The following is a 20,291-nucleotide window of genomic DNA, read 5'->3' on the forward strand; positions in this document are numbered from 1 at the left end:
GACATGGCCGAGAAAAGCTTAGCGGGCGGCTGGATGCGGCGGCTGGAACTGTGGGTGCCGTTCCTCTGGCTGCTCGCGTTGTTCCTCGTGCCGTTCCTGATCGTCGTCAAGATCAGCCTGTCCACCGGCGCCATTGCACAGCCGCCCTACACGCCGGCGTTCAACCTTGCGGTGGATGGTCTTGCGGGCACCTGGGTGAAGATCAAGAGCTTCTCGCTCGACAGCTACCTCTTCCTCGGCAGCGACGAGCTCTACCTGAAGGCCTATCTGTCGAGCCTGCGCATCGCCGCCATCTCGACCGTGCTGCTGCTCCTGATCGGCTACCCCATCGCCTATGCCATGGCGCGCGCGCCGAAAAGCATCCGGCCCATGCTGCTGATGCTGGTGATCCTGCCGTTCTGGACCTCGTTCCTGATCCGCGTTTATGCCTGGATCGGGATCCTGAAACCGGAAGGACTGCTCTCCACCTTCCTGATCCATCTCGGCGTGATCGACCAGCCGCTCGCGATCCTCAACACCGAAACCGCGGTCTTCATCGGCATCGTCTATTCCTACCTGCCGTTCATGGTGCTGCCGCTCTATGCCAGCCTGGAGAAGCTGGACGACACACTGCTGGAAGCCGCCGCCGATCTGGGCTCGCCGCCGGTCCGGGCGTTCTGGCAGATCACCTTTCCGCTTTCGCTGCCGGGCGTCGTCGCCGGCTGCTTCCTGTGCTTCATCCCCGCCGTCGGCGAGTTCGTCATCCCCGATCTGCTCGGCGGCTCCAGCACGCTGATGATCGGGCGCACGCTCTGGAACGAGTTCTTCCTGAACCGCGACTGGCCGGTGTCCGCTGCGGTGGCGGTCCTGCTCCTGCTCGTCCTCGTCGTCCCCATCGTGATCTACCAGCACTACCAGCAGCGGCAGATGGAGATCGACCGATGAGGAAGGGCCTGACCTCCTTCAACCTCGTGGCCCTGACTTTGGGCTTCGCCTTCCTCTACATCCCCATCCTCATCCTGGTGATCTACAGCTTCAACGCATCGCGGCTCGTGACGGTCTGGGGCGGTTTCTCCACGCAATGGTATGGCGCCATGCTGCGCAACCAGGGCCTGCTGGATGCCGCCTGGGTCACGGCGCGCGTCGGCCTGCTCTCGGCCACCGTTGCGACGGTGCTCGGCACCTTGGCCGCCCTGGCGCTGGTGCGGCACGGGCGCTTTCGCGGGCGGACAGTGTTCTCGGGGCTGATCTATGCGCCGCTCGTCATGCCGGAGGTCATCACCGGTCTTTCGCTGTTGCTGCTGTTCGTTTCCATGGATGTCGCGCGCGGCTTCTGGACGGTGGTGCTGGCCCACATCACCTTCTCCATGTGCTACGTCGCCATCGTCGTGCAGTCGCGCCTCTTGAGCTTCGACCGCTCGCTGGAAGAGGCCGCGCAGGATCTCGGGGCCACGCCGGCGAAGACGTTCTTCGTCATTACCCTGCCGATCATCGCGCCGGCCGTGATCTCGGGCTGGATGCTGGCCTTCACCCTGTCGCTGGACGATCTCGTCATTGCCAGCTTCACCACCGGCCCGGGCGCGACGACGCTGCCCATGCGCATCTACTCGTCCGTGCGGCTGGGCGTGACGCCGGAGATCAACGCCGTCTGCACCATCCTCATCGGCATTGTGGCCAGCGTCGTCATCGTGGTCTCCATCATGACCAAGCGCGCCGCCGTGGAGCGTGAGCGAGCGGAGCGGATGGCTGCGCAGGGTGGCGCTGCCCCTGTTCTCGCGAAGGCCGGCTGACATAAAAAAGCCCGGGCACTGGCCCGGGCTTTTGCATTGTCTCTCGCAGAAGAGATCAGTCGTGATCGAGGCTGCCGATGTGGTGCTGCGAGTAACGCTCCACGCCTATCTGGCGGATCGTCTCAAGCTGCGTCTCGAGGAAATCGATGTGACCTTCCTCATCGGTCGCCAGTTCCTCGAAGAGGCCCTTGCTCACGCGGTCATTGATGCTGTCGCAGTACTTCGCGGCTTCGAGGTACAGCGAGCGCGCCTCGTTCTCGGCGGCAAGGTCGGCCTCGAGGATCTCTACGACGGACTGGCCGATGCGCAGCGGATCGAGCACCTGCAGGTTCGGGAAGCCGTCGAGGAAGATGATGCGGTCGATGAAGCGGTCGGCATGCTGCATCTCCTCGATGCTCTCCGCGCGCCACTTCTTGGCGAGGTCCTTGAACCCCCAATCGTCGAACAGGCGATAGTGAAGCCAGTACTGGCTGACGGCGGTCAGCTCGGAACGAAGGCCGCGGTTCAGGTACTCAATGACTTTCTGGTCACCCTTCACGGTGAATTCTCCTCGCCTGCAACGTTAGAAGCGTTCTAAACAAGCGGCGGGGCGAAAGCAAGCGCCTGCGGGCTTCTGTCCGCTAGAATTCACTCGGCAGCGTCGAGTTCCGCAAGCTCGCTGATGTGGGGGAGAACGTCGTTGTCCGCATGCACGTCATGCGCATGGTCATGGTTGGGACATACGGCGCAGGCGGCGGGGCAAACGGCCAGCGCTTCATTGATGATGGAGCGGATGGTGCGCGAACAGCGGCCGCACTGTGGGCTGCAGCCAAGGCAGCGATAGACCTGCCCGGGCGTGCGCGGAGCCTGCTCGGGAGACGTGCACGCGTCGCGGATGGCGCGTTCGCTCAGGACGTTACAGGAACAGACGATCATCGGACCCGCTGCAAACTACGCAGTTTAGAAGAAATCTAAACTACAGCTACTAGCTGTAAAATAAATATTCCGGCGGCGGAGTCAATGAGGTCGGTTGATCACTTGCGCGGGAGGGAACACCACCTCGGCGAGGGTGCCGGAACCCACAGCGCTTTGCAGTGAAAAGCTGGCGCGATTGGCTTCGACGAGCGCTTTGGTCAGCGGCAGGCCGAGCCCCGTGCCGCCCTGCGTGCCGACATTGCCGACCTGACGGAACGGTTCGAGGGCAGTGCTGATCTCCGCTTCCGTCATGCCGAGCCCGGTATCGCGAATGCGAATCATCGCCTGACCCATCTCGGTCATCGCCGTGGAGACGATGACCTGTCCACCCGACGGCGTGTACCGCACCGCATTCGACAGCAGGTTCAGCGCGATCTGCTTCAGGCTGCGGGCATCGCCGAGCACCTGGGGCAGCTCCCCTGCCAGCATGGTGCGGATGATGATGCGGCCCCGGCTTGCCTGTGGCTGCAACAAGGCCACCGACTGGGTCAGGATCTCGTTCAGATCCACCTTTTCGAAGTCCAGTTCGAGGCGGCCGGCCTCGATCTTGGAAAGGTCGAGGAGGTCGTTCACCAGACTGATGATGTGCTGCCCCGACGCGTGGATATCGCGCAGATAGTCGCGATACCGGTCGTTGCCGAGCGGGCCGAACCGCTCCTCGATCATCAACTCCGTGAAGCCGGTGATGGCATTCAACGGCGTGCGGATTTCGTGGCTGATGCGTGCCAGGAAGTCGGACTTCTGCCGGCTCATGCGCTCCGCCTTCACCTTGGCGGAGCGCAATTCCTCTTCGGTCCGTCGCACCGGCGTCAGGTCTCGCATCACGGCGCAGAAGCGCGGTTCGCCCGCTTCGTCGATGCGCCCGCATGTCATGAACAGGGGCATGGTGCCGCCGCGGCGCGCGATGCCGACGACGTCACGGCCATCGTTCAGCACGGCTGCGAGGCCGTTGCCGCGCAGTCCGGCGAGGTAATCGAGCGTCGTCCTGTGGCTCTCGGCGGAAAGCAACATGGAGACGTCGCGGCCTTGCAGCTCCGCTGCCTCGTAGCCGAACAGGGCCTCGGCGCTGCGGTTCACCGACAGGATGCGGCCCTTGCCGTCGAGGACGAGGACGCCGTCGGTCGCCGTGTCGAGGATCGCGGAAAGCTCGCGTTCGCCCGACGACCTTTCTTTCGCAGGCTCGGTCTGCCTGACGATGATGAGGCTTGCGGGGAGGCCGCCCCAGAGCACGCTTTTCAGCCGCGCTTCCACAGCGACCGAGCGTCCGTCGAGCCGACGCAGCCAGACGCCACCACCTTCATCGTCCCTCCGGTTGCCGTCGATCAGTCCGTCCGCGCCTGCTTCCTCCAGGTCTGCAAGGGTGCCGGCCCCGACCAGATTGAGGAAGGCTGCATTGGCGTGGAGCGGCTCGCCGGATCTGTGAACAAGAAGCGCCCCCGGCAACATATCGAGCAAGCCTCGGAGCTCGGACTCGGCGTCCCTTTCGCGCTTCGACGGAGCGGCATGGGCCGGCTCCGGCAGATCTGCTGGCAGATCATCGGCCTGCTCCGCGTGTTCGCCCCGGCTGGGCCACGCCGCTCCAAGTGCCTGAGCGATCTGCTGGAAGGCCGATCGCTCGCTGGGCTGCAGGTTCGGACGTTCGACGCCGGGGAAAACGATGATGGGCGAGGGCGCCTGCTCGTTGTCCTGCTCGGCGGTCGGGGCTGTTTCGGCCCCTTCCGCAGCCAGTGCGCGGTCGTCAGCCGGGCCTTCGCCCAGGCTGTCTTCGTGGTCCCGCTCCGTGAACGAGGGAGCGGTTTGCTCCGGCTCGACGGCATTCGCGGAGGTGGCAGGTCCGATCTCCGGAGGGAGCGCAACCGGGTCTGTCGGCGATAAGGCCTCTGCCCAGGGTTCGTCACGGACGATCCCGAACCCGCGAAAGCCGATGAAGGCACGGTCGCGGTCGAACATCGGCAATCCGGAGAGCTCGACCGTCGCTGACCGCTCGCGGGCGGCTCTCCAGCCGATGCTCACGCCGCTCCACGTGTCGCGCCCGTTTAGCAGGGCGCGCAGGCGGGAGGTGTCCGAGAGGGCGGATCGCTCCAGCAGGCCCTCCCAGTTCTCACCGGGCGAACAGCCAAGTTCATCCGGGAAGTGGGTGATCCGGCCATCCTGATCAGACTGCCAGGTGAAGCGGCGAGGAGGCCGGACCTCGGCTACTAGCCGCTCGGGCAGTGGTGCCGGATGGGGGCGCTCGTCGGCAGGCGGTGCCACCGGCCTCGCCGGCACGTAGCGGTCGAGAGCGGTGACCAGAAGGGCGCCCAGTCCCGCAACGTCGATGCGTTCCACGCGCACAGTCAGCAAGGGTGCGTTCCCGCCATCGTGGAGTCGCACGCGCACCAGTCGGAAACCGGCTCCCTGCAATGGCCATCGCCGCACGTCCTGCAGCAGCGAAGACCAGGCCGTGGCGCAATCGAGGAGATCCCGTGCCGCGGCATTGGCCCACATCGGCTCGTCGCTCGACGCATCAACCACGAACGCAGGCAGATCGCTTTCCACCCGGGAGGCAAGCTGCGGAAGCGCCCCGAGCAGTGGGCGGGAGGGATGGGCCATGTTCGCCAAGGTTAATAAGGATTTAACGGATTAGATCATGCTTTCCCGATGTGCGCACCAGCCCCTGTGGTGCACAGGGTATTTCGCTGATCGCATGGTTAACGCCGCGACGGCTAAAAACGCGCGAGGATCACTCTTGCCCGCAGGCGCGAATTCTCCTAGGTAAGCGCGGATCGGCCAAGCCGTCGTGCAGCTATAGCTCAGTTGGTTAGAGCACCAGATTGTGGATCTGGGGGTCCCCCGTTCGAGCCGGGGTAGCTGTACCATCTTCCTCCATTGGCACCGCTGATGCCGTCGAAGCTGAACCTCCATGGCTGACGAGCCCGTCAAGGGACCTGCATCCTACTTCCCGTCCATCGAGAAGAAGTACGGCAAACCGATCGCGGAATGGCTTGAGGTGATCCGTACTCACCAGCCTGCGAAGCACATGGAATTAGTCGCCCTGCTGAAGACGGACCACGGCCTGGGGCACGGCCACGCCAATGCGCTCGTGGCCTATGCTCTCGCCGCGGAGAAGGGCTAGTCCCCTCGTCGGTGATAGCTCCGCATCCGGCGGACCAAGACCATTTCTGTATTGACCGTTAAGTGCCGTTCCTGTCCAAGCGTGGATCTTTCACGCATGGTCAGAGCATGACGCGCCGAACATTGAGCCGCGAATCCGCATTCTGGGTATCGGCAGCTGTGGTCGTTCACACCCTGTGGACCAGCGCGGCCCCCAGCATGACTTATCCTCTCTACGCGGAGAGGTGGGACCTGACTCCGACGATGACGACGGCGATCTTCGCCGTCTATCCCATCGCTGTGGTCGCGGCGCTGATCCTCTTCGGGGACCTTTCCGATCATGTGGGCCGCCGCACGGCCATGCTTCTCGGTGTGGCGAGTTCGGCGCTTGGCGTGTTCCTGTTCGCCGTGGCGCCGGATTATCTGTGGGTGCTTGTCGGTCGTGCGTTCATGGGCGTCGGCGTCGGACTCTCGACCAGCCCCGCCACCGCCGCGCTTGTCGAGTTCGGTCCACCCGACAGCGGTACCCGGGCAAGTGTCGTGACCACGGCGGCTCAGGCCGTAGGGCTCGCGCTGGCGCTTCTGATCGGCGGAGCGCTCATCGAATACGCGCCGTTTCCGACGCACCTGAATTTCTGGGTGCTGTTCGGCGTCCTCGCTGCGATCTTCATGGCTGCCTGGTTCTTGCCTCATCACACATCGGGAGAGGCGAAGGGACGGTGGCGGCCGCGTGCGCTGTCGGTGCCGCGCAGCCTGTGGAAGATCTTCGCGGCTTCGACCATCGCGGCTACGGCAGGCTTTGCTATCGGAACGCTGATGCTGTCCCTCGGCGCCCAGATCGCTCGCGATCTGGTGGGCTCCGACAATGTGCTGGTCAACGGTGCCTGCCTTGCCTTGTTCGCAGGCGTGGTGGGCGTGGCGGCCCTTGTCTCGAAGCGGTTTTCCGCGCGGATCCTCATCGTCGCGGGCGGGCTTGCAGCGGCCTTGTCCATGGCGCTCATCGCAATCTCCGCGGCGCTTCATTCATTGCCAATTTTCCTGGCGGCGGCGGTTGCGGCTGGGGCCGGCTACAGCCTGATGTTCGTGGGTGGGCTCGCGCTCATCAATGCCCACGCGCCGGTGCATCACCGCGCCGCGACGCTCTCCGCCCTCTACTTCGTGGCTTATCTCGTGCAGGGCGTGTCGGCGCTCCTGCTTGGCCGCGCCGCCACCCTGTGGGGGCTTGAGCGCGCAATGGATCTCGGCGGCGCCACGACCGCTGCTATGAGCCTTGCCGCCGCCGGGCTTGCGCTTCTCTATGCCCGCCCGGTCAGCCCGCCGCTTCGCGGATGAAGGTCTCGCGATCCCGTGCCACGGCTTGCAGGATGCATGCGTAGACCTCCTGGACGCGCCGGGTGCCGTGGGTGTCCGGATGGGTGGTCATCCAATAGCTGCGGCGAAAGTGGAGGTGCGGAAGCACACGCCTGAGATCCTGGTGCCGTGCGGCCACGTAGTCGTGAATGATGCCCACGCCGTGGCCAGCGCGGATGGCCGCCAGCTGTCCGGCCACGCTGCCGCATTCGAACCGTCGCGGCATCAGGCGGCGCAGGGTCGCGGCGTAATCGAGCGCACTGCTGTAGGAGAATTCCTCCACCTGCGTCACATGCAGGCGCGTTCGCAGGTCCTCCTCCGAGACGATCGCTCCGATCCGCTCTAGGTGCGATGCCGCTGCGTAGACCCCGAGCGTGTAGTCGCTGAGCTTTCGGGTGACGAGGCGTCCCCGGTTCGGCCTGTCCAGCACGATGGCGATGTCGGCTTCACGCCGCGACAGCGAGAAGGTGCGGGGCAGGGGCACCAACTGCACGACGAGGTCCGGATGCTGTTCGCCCAAGCCAGCGAGGGCCGGCGCCAGCACGCTGTTGCCGAGACCCTCGGGCGCGCCCACTCGAACGGTACCGCTGACGGCGGTCGAGGTGCCGGAGAGGGCCGCGGCTGCGCGGAGAAAAGCGCTCTCGGCGGCCTCGGCGGCCACGAGGAACTGTTCGCCCGCAGGTGTCAGGGCGCAGCCGGCGTTGAGGCGCTCCACAAGCTTGGTGCCGAGATCCGTTTCCAGCGCGGTCAACTGCCGTGCCACGGTGGCGTGGTTCACCCCCAGCCGTCGTGCGGCACCGAGCAACTGTCCCGTGCGGGCGACGGCGAGAAAGATGCGGGCCTGATCCCAGTCCATCGGCTACGGTTTCCGCACAACAAGGCTGCATTATCGCGCCTTGAGCTGCAGTTCTCAACTTGCTCTGCTGCAAGAAAGCGGAGCTCGGCAGCAATGATCACGATCAACCATTTCATCGGTGGCCGTCAGGCCGAGGGGCGCGGCACCCGCACGAGCGCCGTCTACAATCCGGCGACCGGCGCGCAGACGGGCAGCATCACCATTGCGGATGCCGACGAGGTGCGCGCCGCCATAGCCCGGGCGCAGGATGCGTTCCCGAAATGGGCCGCCACGACGCCGCTGCGCCGCGCCCGCATCCTCAACGCCTTCCTGCGCATTCTGGATGAACGGATCGACCAGCTTGCCGCCGTCATCACGGCCGAGCACGGCAAGGTGCTGAGCGACGCCAAAGGCGAGATCCAGCGCGGCATGGAGGTGGTGGAGTTCGCCACCGCAGCCCCGATCCTGCTGAAGGGCGAGTTCACCGAGAATGTCGGCACCCGCGTCGACAGCCATTCCCTGCGCCAGCCGCTTGGCGTGGTGGCCGGCATCACGCCGTTCAACTTTCCGGCAATGGTCCCGATGTGGATGTTCCCGGTCGCCTTGGCCTGCGGAAACTGCTTCGTGCTGAAGCCTTCGGAGCGCGATCCTTCGGCTTCGCTGCTCATCGCGGAATGGCTGACGGAGGCCGGGCTTCCGGACGGCGTGTTTACCGTCCTGCAGGGCGACAAGGAGACGGTCGACGCGCTGCTGGCCGATCCCGGCATCGTGGCCGTCAGCTTCGTCGGTTCGACGCCGATCGCACGTCACATCTACCAGACCGCCACGGCGGCCGGTAAGCGCTGCCAAGCCTTGGGCGGCGCCAAGAACCACATGATCATCATGCCGGATGCCGACATGGATCAGGCCGTCGATGCCCTGATGGGCGCGGCCTATGGCTCCGCCGGGGAGCGCTGCATGGCGATCTCGGTCGCCGTTCCGGTTGGCGAGAAGACGGCCGATGCCCTGATGGAGCGGCTGGTGCCCCGCGTTCGCGCCCTGAAGATCGGACCCGGCACCGATCCCGAGGCCGAGATGGGGCCGGTGGTGACGAAGCCGCACATGGAGCGCATCAAGGGCTATATCGATGAAGGAGTGGCCGCTGGCGCGGAGCTCGTCGTCGACGGGCGCGGCTTCCGGATGCAGGGCTACGAGGACGGCTACTTCGTCGGCGGCACGCTGTTCGACCGCGTGACGGAAGATATGTCGATCTACCGCGAGGAGATCTTCGGGCCCGTGCTGTCCGTGGTGCGCGCCGACAGCTACGCCACCGCCGCGCGACTCATCAACGAGCACGAATTCGGCAACGGCACGGCCATCTTCACCCGCGATGGTGATGCAGCGCGCGAGTTCGCCCACCAGATCCAGGTCGGCATGATCGGCATCAATGTCCCGATCCCGGTGCCGATGGCGTTCCATTCCTTCGGCGGCTGGAAGGCCTCGATGTTCGGCGATCACCACATGCACGGCTCCGAAGGCGTGCGCTTCTACACGAGGCTCAAGACCATCACGACGCGCTGGCCGACGGGCATCCGCTCGGGCGCCGATTTCATCATGCCGACCATGAAGTAGGCCCGTGCGGGAGGGTACCGTCCGGAACCCTCCCATCCGCCGCTTGGTTTTCCGGTCTGAAGGCCGGGACACCACTTTGGCAGTTAGACAGACCATCCCGCGTGCGCGGGAATTCGACAGCTCGCTCGCCTTCCTGCGCGAGGGCTACACCTTTGTGTCCAGCCGCTGCGACGCGCTGGGAAGCGACCTGTTCCGCACGCGCATCATGATGTCGCCTGTCGTGTGCATGCGAGGCGCCGAGGCAGCCGGCAGATTCTACGAGGGCGATCGGTTCACACGGAAGCGCGCAATGCCGCCCCACGTGCTGTGGCTGCTGCAGGACCAGGGCAGCGTGCAGACGCTGGACGCGGAGGAACACCGCCATCGCAAGCGTGTGTTCCTGAGGATGCTGCTGGATCCCGAGGCCATTGCGCGGTTGGCCCGGACGTTCCGGGGTGAACTGAACCGTGTGGTGCGCAGCGACGGGGCGCATTCCGCGCTGTCCGTGCAAGACATGATGCAGGAGGCACTGGCGCGCGCAGCGGCCCTCTGGGCCGGCGTTCCCTTTGCCGAGGAGGAAGCCGCTGCCCGCATGCGTGAACTCGCCGCGATGGTGGAGAATGCCGGCTCGATCGGCCCCTCGAACTGGGGCGCCATCCTCCTGAGGCAGAGGACCGAACGCTGGGGCAAGGGCAAGATCGAGGATATCCGCGATGGACGTCTGAGCATCGCTGACGATGCTCCGGCCGCGATCATCGCGTCGCACCGGGACTTGGGCGGCGAATTGCTGCCTGCGTCTATCGCGGCCGTAGAACTCATCAACATCCTGCGCCCGACTTTGGCCGTGGCGAACTTCATCACCTTCGCGGCCTTGGCCTTGCACGAGCATACTCGCTGGGTCGAAATATTCCGGGAGGACGGCCATGACGAGCTCCGCCCCTTCGCGCAGGAGGTGCGGCGCTATTACCCGTTCTTCCCGGTCGTTGCGGGACGTGTGCGCAAGCCGTTCGACTGGAGCGGCCATCACTTCGCCGCGCGTGATTGGGTGATGCTGGACCTCTACGGCACCAATCACGATGGCCGGATCTGGGAAGAGCCCGGCAGCTTCCGCCCCGAGCGCTTCCGTGACTGGAGCGGCGATGCAAACACGCTGATCCCGCAGGGCGGGGGATTTGCCGACACTGGACACCGGTGCCCGGGCGAAGAGATCACCCTGGCGCTCATCGAGGAAGCTGTCGGCTTCCTCACCCGCGATATCCGCTACAGCGTGCCGCCGCAGGACCTCGACTTCAGCCTGTCCAGCTTGCCGGCGCTGCCGAAAAGCCGGTTCCTGATGGCGGACATCGCACCCGCCTGATCTGCGGGCGCGCCCTATTTCTCTTCGGGCAGCGCGGGACCGCGGAATGCGTCGAGGTGCTTCGGAGCTTCCAGCGCCACCTTGCTGCCGGTTTCGGCAGAGCGGTAGATCGCCTCCATGACGCGGTGATCCTGCAGGCCTTCCTCGCCCGGCGTGCGGGGCTTGCGGCCGGTCAGTACGCATTCCGCCATGTGGTCGATCTCCAGCGCGAACTGGTTCTTCTGCGGGATCGTCAGGCTGCGGTCTGTCTCGACACCATCCTCCACGCCCGACACCCGGAGTTTCTGGCCACGATAGGCGAAGGCGTTCTCCAGCAGGATCGCCGCCTGCGGCGTGTGGGCCAGCAGCGTCTGCGCCTTGTGCACGCCGTAGTGCGTGGTCGAGGTGGCGTGTACGCCGGAAGGGAAGCGCATCAGCCAGGTGACGGCTTCCTCCACCTCGGTGAAACGGGGATCGCCGGGCGTGGAGAACAGCTGGGCCTGAACCTCCACCGGCTCCTCGCCGGTGATTGCGCGGATGGTGTTGAGGCAGTAGAGGCCGATATCCGGCAGCGCGCCGCCGCCGGCGAGAGCCTTCTTGAGGCGCCACTGGTCGGGCGGGCCCTGGTTCTGGCCGTTGACGGCCTCCAGCAGCTTGAACTCGCCGAAGGTCTTCTCGCGCGCCATCTTGATCACGCGCCGGTTGTTCGGCTCGTACTGGCAGCGATAGGCGATCATCAGATGCACGTTGGCGGCCGCGCAGGCCTCCACCATCTCCTGCGCCTCGGCCGATGTGTTGGCCATGGGCTTCTCGCACAGCACATGCTTGCCGGCCTTCGCCGCACGCAGCGTGAACTCGTGGTGCATGGCGTTCGGCAGCACGATGTAGACCGCCTTCACGTCCGGATTGTCGGCGATCCGGTCGAATTCCTCGTAGCTGTAGCGGCTGCCTTCCGGCACGTCGTGCGCATTGCCGAGCGCCTTCAGCTTTTCGGGCGATCCCGAGACAAGCGCGGCCAGCTTCGCCTTCTTCGTCTCGCCAAAAGCCGGCAGCAGTTCCTCGAGCGTCAGGCGTCCCAGCGCCACCACGGCGAACCCGACCTTTTCCTTGTCGGACAGCGGCGGCTCCTCAGGATTCTGCGGAGCTTCGGTTTCTGTGTTGTGGATCGCCGGCATTTTCGGCTTTCCGCCCTCAAGGCTTCCCCGATCGATCCCGCTTGGGCCGGGCACGGCGGCCAGGGAGGGCAGGGGCAGGGTGAGCCCGGCCAGGCCGAGGCCCCCGGCCTGCAGCATGTGGCGGCGGGAGAGGCCGGAAAACGTGCTCATGCGGGATCCTGTCGGTTGGCGGTTCTCCACCTCAACGCGACGAATGCGGTTCAGTTCTCATCTTGCGAAGACGGTACGTACTGCGCCCGATCCGTACCGGTGCGGCATGGATGCGGTCGCCTCGCCGCAACAAAAAAGCCCCGCCGAAGCGGGGCTTTCAGGATCAGGCAAGCCGATCAGGGGCAGGAATGGCGACGGCCATCATAGCCCAGATAGGTGCGGCTACGGCGGTCGTAGGAACGGAACCGCGACTCGCAATAGGCGTGGCTGCTGCCTGCATTGGCCGAGCTGGCGATTGCCGCACCTGCGGCAAGCCCGAGAACGCCCGCTGCGATGGCAACGCCATCATTGCCGCGACGATAGCCGTAGTAGCGGCGATTATTGTAGTAGCGTCGCCCACCGTAATAGCGGCGATTGCCGTAATAGCGCCGGCTGCTGTAGCCGCGATTGCGGTAATAGCCGCGGCCACCACGATAGTGACGGCCGCCACGGTAGCTGCGACCTTCACGCCAGCGACGGTTGTACTGAACCGTTTCGACATTGTTCGAGACATCGGCCGTCGCCGCGGCCACCGGTGCGCGCGTCCCTGCGATCTGGGCTGAAGCGGGCGCGACGAACGTGCCCGCAGCCATCGCTGCCGCAACGCACCAGGTAATGAACTTCCTCATACTTCTTCCTCCTTGGTCCCAGCCCCGGTCAGGAAGACCTTGAACTGATACGCAGTGTGCCCGTTCGCCCTGCGCTGCGGATCGCGTGATGGTTTACGGATCTGTCGGTGCGCAGTGACGTGAGCCTAGCCACGCTTGATCTTGCTCTTGTCGATGACCTCGGGCTCCGTGATGCCGCTGCCCGGCTGCGTCTCGGACGGCGGGTCACTTGCCGGAAAGGTGTCCTCGACCGCCTTTTCCAGCTTGGCGTCCTCCGTCGTGCTCGTCCCGGGGGATGGGGCGCGATGGGCGTCCTGTTCGCTGCGCTTCTCGCTCATCATGGCTCTCCCATAGGTGTCCATGGGGAAAACGCAGGCGGAGGCTGAAGGTTCATGTCGGCTTGCGGTGGCCTCGTCCCGCTGCTTATGGTTTGCGCCATGACGCTGCCAGACCTCTCGCTTTATCTCGTCGCAGGCCGCCCGGCCTGTTCCCGCAGCCTTGAAGAGACCGTGGCTGCAGCCGTGCGCGGCGGCGTCACGATCGTACAGCTTCGCGATCCGGATGGCGCGACGCGCGACCTCATCGCGGACGCGGGAGCGCTGCTGAACCTGTTGAGGCCGCTCGGGATCCCGCTGATCATCAATGACCGCGTGGACGTGGTGCTGGCGACCGGGGCCGATGGCGTTCACCTCGGGCAGGACGACATGACGGCGCGGGATGCGAGAACGGTGCTGGGCCCCGACCGCATCATCGGCCTGTCGGTGGGGTCGTCCGGCGAGGTCGAAGGGTCACGCGAGGATCTGCGCCACGTGGACTATGTCGGCATCGGACCGATACGTGGAACCTCCACCAAGGCGGATGCCGGGGCGGCGATTGGCGTCGACGGTTTCCAGAAGGTGCTGTCCTTGGTCGACCGGCCGGCGGTCGCCATCGGCGGGCTTGGCCTTGGTTCCGTCGGCCCGGTTATCCGGGCCGGCGCCCGGGGCGTTGCCGTGGTGTCGGCGATCTGCGGAGCCGATGATCCCGAAACGGCAGCGCGCCGGATCCGCGAGGAAATCGCGGCGGCGCGCTGACACTGTCCGGAAGCCTTAAGCGGAGCGGGCCCGCTTCAGGCTCAGGTTCTAGAGAACGATGACGCGGGCGCCGACAGGCACGCGCTCGTACAGGTCCTCGACATCCTCGTTGGTCATGCGGAAGCAACCGGACGACACGGCCTGTCCGATGGTCCAGGGCTCGTTGGAGCCGTGGATACGGTACAGGGTGGAGCCGAGATAGAGCGCGCGCGCGCCGAGCGGATTGTCCGGTCCGCCTTCCATCTTCACCGGAAGATCGGGCCGACGGGCACGCATCTCGGCCGGCGGATGCCAGGTCGGCCATTCGCGCTTCGCCGTCACCTTGTGCGATCCCGTCCATGCGAAGCCGTCGCGGCCGACTCCGACGCCGTAGCGCAGGGCGGTGCCGCCATCCTGGACCAGATAGAGGTAGCGCTTCCGGGTATCGACGACGATGGTTCCGGGCGCTTCCTTCCCGCTATAGCTGACTTCCTGCTTCAGGAACTCCGCCGGCACGGCGCGGCGCATGGGCTCCGTCACGCGCGGGGTCGTCACCGAGGCGGTACGCCGTTCTGGACGCACATAGGTCGGGCGGTCGCGGGTATAGCGGCGCTCGCCGGGGACCACGTAGATGCGCGGTTCGCGGTAGGACGGTTCCACCTCGTAGAGCGGCTCGCGGCGGCTGTAGCCGGGGACCACATACTCCACATAGGGCCCGCGCTCTCGCACATAGCGCTCGCCGCGATCGCGGTAATAATAGTCCTGGGCGAGCGCAGGCGCGCTGACGCTGACAAGTCCGAGGACGAAGAGGGCAAGTCTGGCTTTCATGGGCGTACTCTCAACCTGGGCGCCGTAATTCGTTGCAGGATAGCTGGCCTACCCACAACCGTTGATGAACGACGAGGGTCCCGCAGCCGTTCCGGCGTTCTGTAGCGGCATGACCGTAAATCGTGGTTAATCAGAGGTGAAGACGGCGGCGTGCGCGTTGTCCTGGTCACCGGGGTGTTGACGCAGGTGCCGAGCCGGCGCATGTCCGCGTGATGACCGCCGATAGCCCCGACACCGCCCCGGATCCTCACAAGGAAGAAGGCCGGCTCATGTTTGCCGGCGAGTGCTCCTTCATCAAGGGCGCGGTGCATCTCGACGGGGTGCCCGCCACGGCCGGCGTCGAGATCGCCTTTGCAGGCCGCTCCAATGTCGGCAAGTCCAGTCTCGTGAACGCACTGACCGGCCGCAAGACGCTCGCGAAGGTCTCGAACACGCCCGGACGCACGCAGGAACTGAATTTCTTCCAGATCGGGCCGAAGCTCACGCTCGTGGACATGCCGGGTTACGGCTTCGCGGCTGCGCCGGAGGCGAAGGTCAACGCCTGGACCCGGCTCATCAGGCGCTATCTGCGCAGCCGCCCACAGCTTGGCCGTGTCTATGTGCTGATCGACAGCCGCCACGGCATCAAGAACACTGACGAACCGATTCTCGATCTGCTCGATGCCTCCGCTGTGTCCTATCAGGTCGTGCTGACCAAGGTTGATCAGCTGAAGGCTGCGGAACTCGAGGCGCGCAAGGATGAGGTCCGCACGGCCCTGTCGCGGCGGCCGGCCGCCTATCCGGAAATCCTCGCGACTTCATCGCGCGAAGGTGAGGGGTTGGCGGAGCTGAAAAGCGCCATCGCCCGCCTCGTCTCCGAGCTTCCGTCGGCATGAGCCGGCTGTTCCTCCTCATCGCCGGGCTGTTCGGTGCATCGGGCGTTGGTCTTGCGGCTGCGGCTGCGCACAGCGATGGGCCGTTCCTCGGCTCGGCCTCGCAGATGCTGCTGGTCCACGCGCCGGTGTTGCTGGCGCTCGGCCTGTTCGGAGCTTTCAGCGGCCCCCGTGGCCGTGCATTGGCGATCGGCGGGCTGGTCGTGCTGGCGGGGGTGGTGCTGTTCTCCGGCGATCTCGCCTTGCGGAACTTTGCCGGCCGCAGCCTCTTCTCCATGGCAGCGCCCACGGGAGGCACGCTGATGATGGGCGGATGGATCATTCTCGCCATCTCCAGCCTCCTGCCGCAGGGCGCCGCACGCAGCCATTGAGCCCCGCCGGATGAGCCGGTAAGGAGGGGCACCCACCTCACCGGATGTTCAGGCATGGCAGGCATCGACGTTTCTCCCCTCGACCGCGCACGCATCCTGGCCGAGGCGCTGCCGCACATGCAGCGCTACGACGACGCAACGGTCGTGGTGAAGTATGGCGGCCATGCCATGGGCGAGGAGGGCGCTGCTCGTGATTTCGCTCGCGACATCGTCATGCTGAAGCTGGCCGGCCTGCACCCCATCGTGGTGCATGGCGGAGGACCGCAGATCGGCTCCATGCTGAAGCGGCTGAACATCGAGAGCCACTTCCACGAAGGGCTGCGTGTCACCAATCAGGAGACCATGGAAGTGGTCGAAATGGTGCTCGGGCTCGTCAACAAGAGCATTGTCGCCGCCATTAACGCAGCAGGGGGCCGCGCCATCGGCCTTAGCGGCAAGGACGGCAATATGGTGACCGCGCGCAAGCATGCGCCGCTCAACAAGACAAGTTCCCCCGGTACAGGCGAGGATGTCGACCTCGGCTTTGTGGGAGAGCCGGAGACGGTGGACCCGACCGTGCTGAACCTCGCCTCGGGCTCCGACATAATCCCGGTCATTGCGCCGGTCGCGACATCGCGCTGGGGCGAGACCTTCAACGTCAATGCCGACACCTTCGCGGGTGCCATCGCAGGCGCCATGCGGGCGCGGCGGCTGCTGTTCCTGACCGATGTGTCGGGCGTGCTGGACAAGGACCGCAACCTCATCCGGAAGATGACGATCAACGAAAGCCGTATGCGCATTGCCGACGGCACCATCACCGGCGGCATGATTCCCAAGGTCGAGACCTGCATGGATGCGCTTGAGCGGGGGGTGGACGGCGTCGTCATCCTCGACGGCAAGGTGCCGCACATCGTGCTTCTGGAACTCCTGACCGACCACGGCGCCGGGACGCTGGTAACCCGCTGATGTCAGTGTCGGACACGCCGGTGCGGCGCGGCTTCGGGGAGGTGGACACCTGGATCTTCGATCTGGACAACACCCTCTATCCGCCGTCGTGCCGGCTGTTCGAACTGATCGACCAGCGCATGGCGATGTTCATCGCCAACATGTTTGGCATCGACGGCCTGTCGGCGCGCGCGCTGCAGAAGGACTATTACCGCCGGTACGGCACAAGCCTGCGCGGCCTGATGAAGGTCGACGGCGTGGACCCGCACGAGTTCATGGACTTCGTGCACGACGTTTCGCACGAGCGGCTGGTGCCGAACCCGGCGCTGATTGAGGCCATCGGCGCTCTGCCGGGCAAGCGCTACGTGCTGACCAACGGCTCACGCGGCCATGCCGAGCGATGCGCGGCGTCGCTGGGGCTGGGCGACCTGTTCCACGACATCTTCGACGTGGCGCAGGCCGACTTCGTGCCGAAGCCGGAGCAGAGCACCTATGATCGCTTCGTCAGCCATCTCGGTGTCGAACCGCAGCGTGCGGCCATGTTCGAGGACCTGGCGCGCAACCTCGCCGTTCCTCACGCGCTGGGCATGACCACCGTTCTGGTGGTGCCGGCGGACGGTGATGTCGAGGAGCGCGCGATGCACGCCGACGACAGCGTACAGGGCGCGCATGTGGATCATGTCACCGATGATCTTGCCGGGTTTCTCTCTGGGGTGCTGAGCGCCCGCTCCCGCACGAACTGAGCGGACGACCGGTCACACTCCCGGCACTATCACGTTCTAGAACCGCCTGGATCAGGACGTTTGGGCGCCGTTCTCCACGGCCCTTCCTTGACAAAAATCCCGCAGCAACCTAAGTCCGGCACGCTTTAGCACTCACCTCGCGAGAGTGCTAACAGCACCGAATTCGACGCTCGCTGCGCGCGAACATGAGGAATACACCATGAACTTCCGTCCGCTGCACGACCGCGTGGTCGTCCGCCGCCTCACCGCCGAAGAGAAGACCAAGGGCGGCATCATCATCCCCGACACCGCCAAGGAGAAGCCCCAGGAGGGCGAGATCGTCGCCGCCGGTTCCGGCGCTCGCGATGAATCCGGCAAGCTTGTCCCGCTCGACGTGAAGGCTGGCGACAAGGTGCTGTTCGGCAAGTGGTCGGGCACCGAGGTCAAGATCGACGGCGAAGACCTGCTGATCATGAAGGAATCGGACATCCTCGGCGTCATCGCCTGAGCATCCGCTTCTTCTCCTAATCTCTGAATTCAGACAAGGAACACACACATGGCTGCGAAAGACGTTCGTTTTTCCGCCGACGCACGTGAGCGGATGCTCCGTGGCGTCGACATTCTCGCCAATGCCGTCAAGGTAACGCTCGGTCCCAAGGGCCGTAACGTCGTCATCGACCGCTCGTTCGGCGCTCCCCGCATCACCAAGGACGGCGTCACCGTCGCCAAGGAGATCGAGCTCGAGGACAAGTTCGAGAACATGGGCGCCCAGATGGTGCGCGAAGTGGCCTCGAAGACCAACGACATCGCCGGCGACGGCACCACGACCGCAACGGTCCTGGCGCAGTCCATCGTCCGCGAAGGCGCAAAGTTCGTTGCCGCCGGCATGAACCCGATGGACCTGAAGCGCGGCGTCGATACCGCCGTTGCAGCGGTCATCGAGAGCCTCAAGGCCTCGGCCAAGAAGATCAACTCGTCCGATGAAGTCGCGCAGGTCGGCACCATCTCCGCCAATGGCGAGAAGGAAATCGGCGACATGATCGCTCACGCGATGCAGAAGGTCGGCAACGAGGGTGTCATCACCGTCGAGGAAGCCAAGACCGCCGAGACCGAACTCGAAGTCGTCGAAGGCATGCAGTTCGACCGCGGCTATCTCTCCCCGTATTTCATCACGAATGCGGAGAAGATGATCGCCGACCTCGAGGATCCCTACATCCTCATCCACGAGAAGAAGCTGTCTGGCCTCCAGGCCATGCTGCCGGTTCTCGAGGCTGTCGTGCAGTCCTCGCGCCCGCTCATCATCATCGCTGAAGACGTCGAAGGCGAGGCCCTGGCCACGCTCGTCGTCAACAAGCTGCGTGGCGGCCTCAAGGTCGCAGCCGTCAAGGCTCCGGGCTTCGGCGATCGCCGCAAGGCCATGCTGGAAGACATCGCCATCCTCACGGGCGGCCAGGTGATCTCCGAGGACCTCGGCATCAAGCTCGAGAACGTGACGCTCCAGATGCTCGGCCGCGCCAAGAAGGTCGTGATCGAGAAGGAGAAGACCACGATCGTCGACGGCGCCGGACAGTCCGAGGACATCCAGGGCCGCGTTGGCCAGATCAAGGCGCAGATCGAGGAGACCACCTCGGACTACGACCGTGAGAAGCTGCAGGAGCGTCTGGCCAAGCTCGCGGGCGGCGTTGCCGTCATCCGCGTCGGCGGCTCGACGGAAGTCGAAGTCAAGGAGCGCAAGGACCGCGTCGACGACGCCCTGAACGCGACCCGCGCGGCTGTCGAAGAAGGCATCGTGCCCGGCGGCGGCATTGCGCTGCTCCGCGCCCGCAAGGCCATCGACGGCCTGACCGACGAGAACCCGGACATCCAGGCCGGCATCAAGATCGTGCAGCGCGCGCTTGAGGCCCCGATCCGCCAGATCGTCGAGAACGCCGGTGTCGAAGGCTCCATCGTTGTCGGCAAGGTGCTCGAGAACGACAGCCCGACCTTCGGCTTCGACGCCCAGAAGGAGCAGTACGGCGACATGATCCAGTTCGGCATTGTCGACCCGGTGAAGGTTGTCCGCACGGCCCTGCAGGACGCGGCTTCGGTTGCCTCGCTCCTCATCACCACCGAGGCCATGGTTGCCGATGCTCCGAAGCGCGAAGGCGCTGGCGGCGGCATGGGCGGCATGCCCGGCGGCGGCATGGGCGGCATGGGCGGCATGGATTTCTGATCCAGCAAGGCTCGCTAATTTGATGAAGGGCGCGGCTCAGGCCGCGCCCTTTTCTTTGCGCCAAAGGTCGTAGTTCTGCGGATTGCCCTTTAGGGGAACTGTCGCTCCCTGCGGCGAGTTGATGCATCAAGGAACGGCGAAGATCGTTCCAGGCAACACGGGGAGAATGCGTTCTCTCCTGCACGGAGCTACCGAGATGCTTTACTGGGCTGTCGTTTTTCTCGTCATCGCACTTGTCGCAGCCGTGCTTGGTTTCGGCGGCATCGCTGGCACGGCCATCGGCATTGCGAAGATCATCTTCTTCGTCGCGATCATCCTCTTCCTGATCTCCGCCATCTTCGGCTATCGCGGCCGCGGCACCCCGCGCCTCTGAGCGGCAGCGGCTGGGACAAGAAAGGCCCGCTCTTGAGC

The 20,291-nt window shown here is 65.2% G+C and carries 22 protein-coding genes and 1 tRNA gene; 15 read left to right on the forward strand and 8 right to left on the reverse strand.

The annotated features are described in order from the left end of the window. The first annotated feature begins 3 nt into the window (after positions 1-3). Positions 4-924, forward strand: coding sequence for an ABC transporter permease subunit (locus tag SCD90_RS12295; RefSeq protein WP_319844977.1), 921 nt, complete (start codon positions 4-6; stop codon positions 922-924). Continuing rightward, on the forward strand, positions 921-1,769 hold the full coding sequence (locus tag SCD90_RS12300) for an ABC transporter permease (protein WP_319844978.1): 849 nt from the start codon (positions 921-923) through the stop codon (positions 1,767-1,769). The genes SCD90_RS12295 and SCD90_RS12300 overlap by 4 nt, the downstream gene beginning before the upstream one ends. A gap of 55 nt (positions 1,770-1,824) precedes the next feature. On the opposite strand, the gene bfr is transcribed toward SCD90_RS12300, so the two are convergent. From bfr to SCD90_RS12315, 3 genes are all read right to left on the reverse strand, one after another. Beyond that, positions 1,825-2,307: a bacterioferritin gene (gene bfr, locus SCD90_RS12305; protein ID WP_319844979.1), complete on the reverse strand. Its 483-nt coding sequence runs from the start codon at positions 2,305-2,307 to the stop codon at positions 1,825-1,827. Between the two features lie 89 nt (positions 2,308-2,396). Beyond that, a complete protein-coding gene (locus SCD90_RS12310) occupies positions 2,397-2,684 on the reverse strand; it encodes a (2Fe-2S)-binding protein (protein ID WP_319844980.1) in 288 nt (95 codons plus the stop codon). Positions 2,685-2,765: 81 nt separating this feature from the next. After that, complete coding sequence (locus SCD90_RS12315) at positions 2,766-5,315, reverse strand: PAS domain-containing sensor histidine kinase (RefSeq protein ID WP_319844981.1); 2,550 nt, start codon at positions 5,313-5,315, stop codon at positions 2,766-2,768. A 189-nt stretch (positions 5,316-5,504) separates the two neighbouring features. Here SCD90_RS12315 and SCD90_RS12320 point away from each other — a divergent pair. The 3 genes from SCD90_RS12320 (at position 5,505) to SCD90_RS12330 (ending at position 7,148) form a co-directional block, all read left to right on the forward strand. Next, positions 5,505-5,581 (forward strand) — tRNA-His (locus SCD90_RS12320). Between the two features lie 44 nt (positions 5,582-5,625). Then, positions 5,626-5,838, forward strand: coding sequence for a DUF4287 domain-containing protein (locus tag SCD90_RS12325; protein ID WP_319844982.1), 213 nt, complete (start codon positions 5,626-5,628; stop codon positions 5,836-5,838). A 107-nt stretch (positions 5,839-5,945) separates the two neighbouring features. Then, a complete protein-coding gene (locus SCD90_RS12330) occupies positions 5,946-7,148 on the forward strand; it encodes an MFS transporter (RefSeq protein ID WP_319844983.1) in 1,203 nt (400 codons plus the stop codon). Here SCD90_RS12330 and SCD90_RS12335 read toward each other — a convergent pair. After that, positions 7,126-8,022, reverse strand: a complete 897-nt coding sequence (locus tag SCD90_RS12335; RefSeq protein WP_319844984.1) for a LysR family transcriptional regulator — start codon at positions 8,020-8,022, stop codon at positions 7,126-7,128. The two genes, SCD90_RS12330 and SCD90_RS12335, sit on opposite strands and share 23 nt — an antisense overlap. A 93-nt stretch (positions 8,023-8,115) precedes the next feature. Here SCD90_RS12335 and SCD90_RS12340 point away from each other — a divergent pair, with 93 nt between their 5' ends. Further along, positions 8,116-9,612 (forward strand): CoA-acylating methylmalonate-semialdehyde dehydrogenase, encoded by a 1,497-nt coding sequence (locus tag SCD90_RS12340; protein ID WP_319844985.1) that lies wholly within the window; start codon positions 8,116-8,118, stop codon positions 9,610-9,612. Between the two features lie 76 nt (positions 9,613-9,688). Beyond that, positions 9,689-10,948 (forward strand): cytochrome P450, encoded by a 1,260-nt coding sequence (locus SCD90_RS12345; protein WP_319844986.1) that lies wholly within the window; start codon positions 9,689-9,691, stop codon positions 10,946-10,948. Positions 10,949-10,962: 14 nt separating this feature from the next. On the opposite strand, the gene SCD90_RS12350 is transcribed toward SCD90_RS12345, so the two are convergent. The 3 genes from SCD90_RS12350 to SCD90_RS12360 form a co-directional block, all read right to left on the reverse strand. Beyond that, positions 10,963-12,252, reverse strand: a complete 1,290-nt coding sequence (locus SCD90_RS12350; protein WP_319844987.1) for a Gfo/Idh/MocA family protein — start codon at positions 12,250-12,252, stop codon at positions 10,963-10,965. 176 nt (positions 12,253-12,428) lie between these two features. Next, a complete protein-coding gene (locus SCD90_RS12355) occupies positions 12,429-12,920 on the reverse strand; it encodes a BA14K family protein (protein WP_319844988.1) in 492 nt (163 codons plus the stop codon). A gap of 125 nt (positions 12,921-13,045) precedes the next feature. Then, entirely contained in the window at positions 13,046-13,240 is a 195-nt protein-coding gene (locus SCD90_RS12360; protein ID WP_319844989.1) for a hypothetical protein, read from the reverse strand. Between the two features lie 96 nt (positions 13,241-13,336). Here SCD90_RS12360 and thiE point away from each other — a divergent pair, with 96 nt between their 5' ends. Beyond that, entirely contained in the window at positions 13,337-13,972 is a 636-nt protein-coding gene (gene thiE / locus SCD90_RS12365) for a thiamine phosphate synthase (protein WP_319844990.1), read from the forward strand. Positions 13,973-14,020: 48 nt separating this feature from the next. On the opposite strand, the gene SCD90_RS12370 is transcribed toward thiE, so the two are convergent. Then, a complete protein-coding gene (locus tag SCD90_RS12370) occupies positions 14,021-14,779 on the reverse strand; it encodes a L,D-transpeptidase (protein ID WP_319844991.1) in 759 nt (252 codons plus the stop codon). 212 nt (positions 14,780-14,991) lie between these two features. Here SCD90_RS12370 and yihA point away from each other — a divergent pair, with 212 nt between their 5' ends. The 7 genes from yihA to SCD90_RS12405 all read left to right on the forward strand — a co-directional run bounded on the left by yihA (position 14,992) and on the right by SCD90_RS12405 (position 20,253). Continuing rightward, on the forward strand, positions 14,992-15,654 hold the full coding sequence (yihA, locus tag SCD90_RS12375) for a ribosome biogenesis GTP-binding protein YihA/YsxC (protein ID WP_319844992.1): 663 nt from the start codon (positions 14,992-14,994) through the stop codon (positions 15,652-15,654). Then, positions 15,651-16,022: a DUF423 domain-containing protein gene (locus SCD90_RS12380; protein ID WP_319844993.1), complete on the forward strand. Its 372-nt coding sequence runs from the start codon at positions 15,651-15,653 to the stop codon at positions 16,020-16,022. The genes yihA and SCD90_RS12380 overlap by 4 nt, the downstream gene beginning before the upstream one ends. Before the next feature lie 54 nt (positions 16,023-16,076). Next, positions 16,077-16,967 (forward strand): acetylglutamate kinase, encoded by an 891-nt coding sequence (gene argB, locus SCD90_RS12385; protein WP_319844994.1) that lies wholly within the window; start codon positions 16,077-16,079, stop codon positions 16,965-16,967. Then, on the forward strand, positions 16,967-17,689 hold the full coding sequence (locus SCD90_RS12390; RefSeq protein ID WP_319844995.1) for a pyrimidine 5'-nucleotidase: 723 nt from the start codon (positions 16,967-16,969) through the stop codon (positions 17,687-17,689). The genes argB and SCD90_RS12390 overlap by 1 nt, the downstream gene beginning before the upstream one ends. 199 nt (positions 17,690-17,888) lie before the next feature. Then, complete coding sequence (groES, locus tag SCD90_RS12395) at positions 17,889-18,176, forward strand: co-chaperone GroES (RefSeq protein WP_319844996.1); 288 nt, start codon at positions 17,889-17,891, stop codon at positions 18,174-18,176. 48 nt (positions 18,177-18,224) lie between these two features. Next, positions 18,225-19,880, forward strand: a complete 1,656-nt coding sequence (gene groL, locus SCD90_RS12400) for a chaperonin GroEL (protein ID WP_319844997.1) — start codon at positions 18,225-18,227, stop codon at positions 19,878-19,880. A 196-nt stretch (positions 19,881-20,076) separates the two neighbouring features. Continuing rightward, complete coding sequence (locus SCD90_RS12405) at positions 20,077-20,253, forward strand: DUF1328 domain-containing protein (protein WP_319845035.1); 177 nt, start codon at positions 20,077-20,079, stop codon at positions 20,251-20,253. The last annotated feature ends 38 nt before the right edge of the window (positions 20,254-20,291 follow it).

The sequence above is a fragment of the Terrihabitans rhizophilus genome, from assembly GCF_033898525.1.
In the GTDB taxonomy this organism is placed as follows: domain Bacteria; phylum Pseudomonadota; class Alphaproteobacteria; order Rhizobiales; family Methylopilaceae; genus Flaviflagellibacter; species Flaviflagellibacter rhizophilus.

Bases quoted from the DNA above. Each gene is read 5' to 3' on its own strand.
- SCD90_RS12330 (WP_319844983.1), top strand. From the start codon at position 5,946: ATGACGCGCCGAACATTGAGCCGCGAATCCGCATTCTGGGTATCGGCA.
- SCD90_RS12340 (WP_319844985.1), top strand. From the start codon at position 8,116: ATGATCACGATCAACCATTTCATCGGTGGCCGTCAGGCCGAGGGGCGC.
- SCD90_RS12355 (WP_319844988.1), bottom strand. From the start codon at position 12,920: ATGAGGAAGTTCATTACCTGGTGCGTTGCGGCAGCGATGGCTGCGGGC.
- SCD90_RS12335 (WP_319844984.1), bottom strand. From the start codon at position 8,022: ATGGACTGGGATCAGGCCCGCATCTTTCTCGCCGTCGCCCGCACGGGA.
- SCD90_RS12295 (WP_319844977.1), top strand. From the start codon at position 4: ATGGCCGAGAAAAGCTTAGCGGGCGGCTGGATGCGGCGGCTGGAACTG.
- SCD90_RS12315 (WP_319844981.1), bottom strand. From the start codon at position 5,315: ATGGCCCATCCCTCCCGCCCACTGCTCGGGGCGCTTCCGCAGCTTGCC.
- SCD90_RS12380 (WP_319844993.1), top strand. From the start codon at position 15,651: ATGAGCCGGCTGTTCCTCCTCATCGCCGGGCTGTTCGGTGCATCGGGC.
- SCD90_RS12300 (WP_319844978.1), top strand. From the start codon at position 921: ATGAGGAAGGGCCTGACCTCCTTCAACCTCGTGGCCCTGACTTTGGGC.
- SCD90_RS12325 (WP_319844982.1), top strand. From the start codon at position 5,626: ATGGCTGACGAGCCCGTCAAGGGACCTGCATCCTACTTCCCGTCCATC.
- SCD90_RS12360 (WP_319844989.1), bottom strand. From the start codon at position 13,240: ATGATGAGCGAGAAGCGCAGCGAACAGGACGCCCATCGCGCCCCATCC.
- groL (WP_319844997.1), top strand. From the start codon at position 18,225: ATGGCTGCGAAAGACGTTCGTTTTTCCGCCGACGCACGTGAGCGGATG.
- SCD90_RS12310 (WP_319844980.1), bottom strand. From the start codon at position 2,684: ATGATCGTCTGTTCCTGTAACGTCCTGAGCGAACGCGCCATCCGCGAC.
- argB (WP_319844994.1), top strand. From the start codon at position 16,077: ATGGCAGGCATCGACGTTTCTCCCCTCGACCGCGCACGCATCCTGGCC.
- thiE (WP_319844990.1), top strand. From the start codon at position 13,337: ATGACGCTGCCAGACCTCTCGCTTTATCTCGTCGCAGGCCGCCCGGCC.
- yihA (WP_319844992.1), top strand. From the start codon at position 14,992: ATGACCGCCGATAGCCCCGACACCGCCCCGGATCCTCACAAGGAAGAA.
- groES (WP_319844996.1), top strand. From the start codon at position 17,889: ATGAACTTCCGTCCGCTGCACGACCGCGTGGTCGTCCGCCGCCTCACC.
- SCD90_RS12350 (WP_319844987.1), bottom strand. From the start codon at position 12,252: ATGAGCACGTTTTCCGGCCTCTCCCGCCGCCACATGCTGCAGGCCGGG.
- SCD90_RS12370 (WP_319844991.1), bottom strand. From the start codon at position 14,779: ATGAAAGCCAGACTTGCCCTCTTCGTCCTCGGACTTGTCAGCGTCAGC.
- SCD90_RS12390 (WP_319844995.1), top strand. From the start codon at position 16,967: ATGTCAGTGTCGGACACGCCGGTGCGGCGCGGCTTCGGGGAGGTGGAC.
- SCD90_RS12405 (WP_319845035.1), top strand. From the start codon at position 20,077: ATGCTTTACTGGGCTGTCGTTTTTCTCGTCATCGCACTTGTCGCAGCC.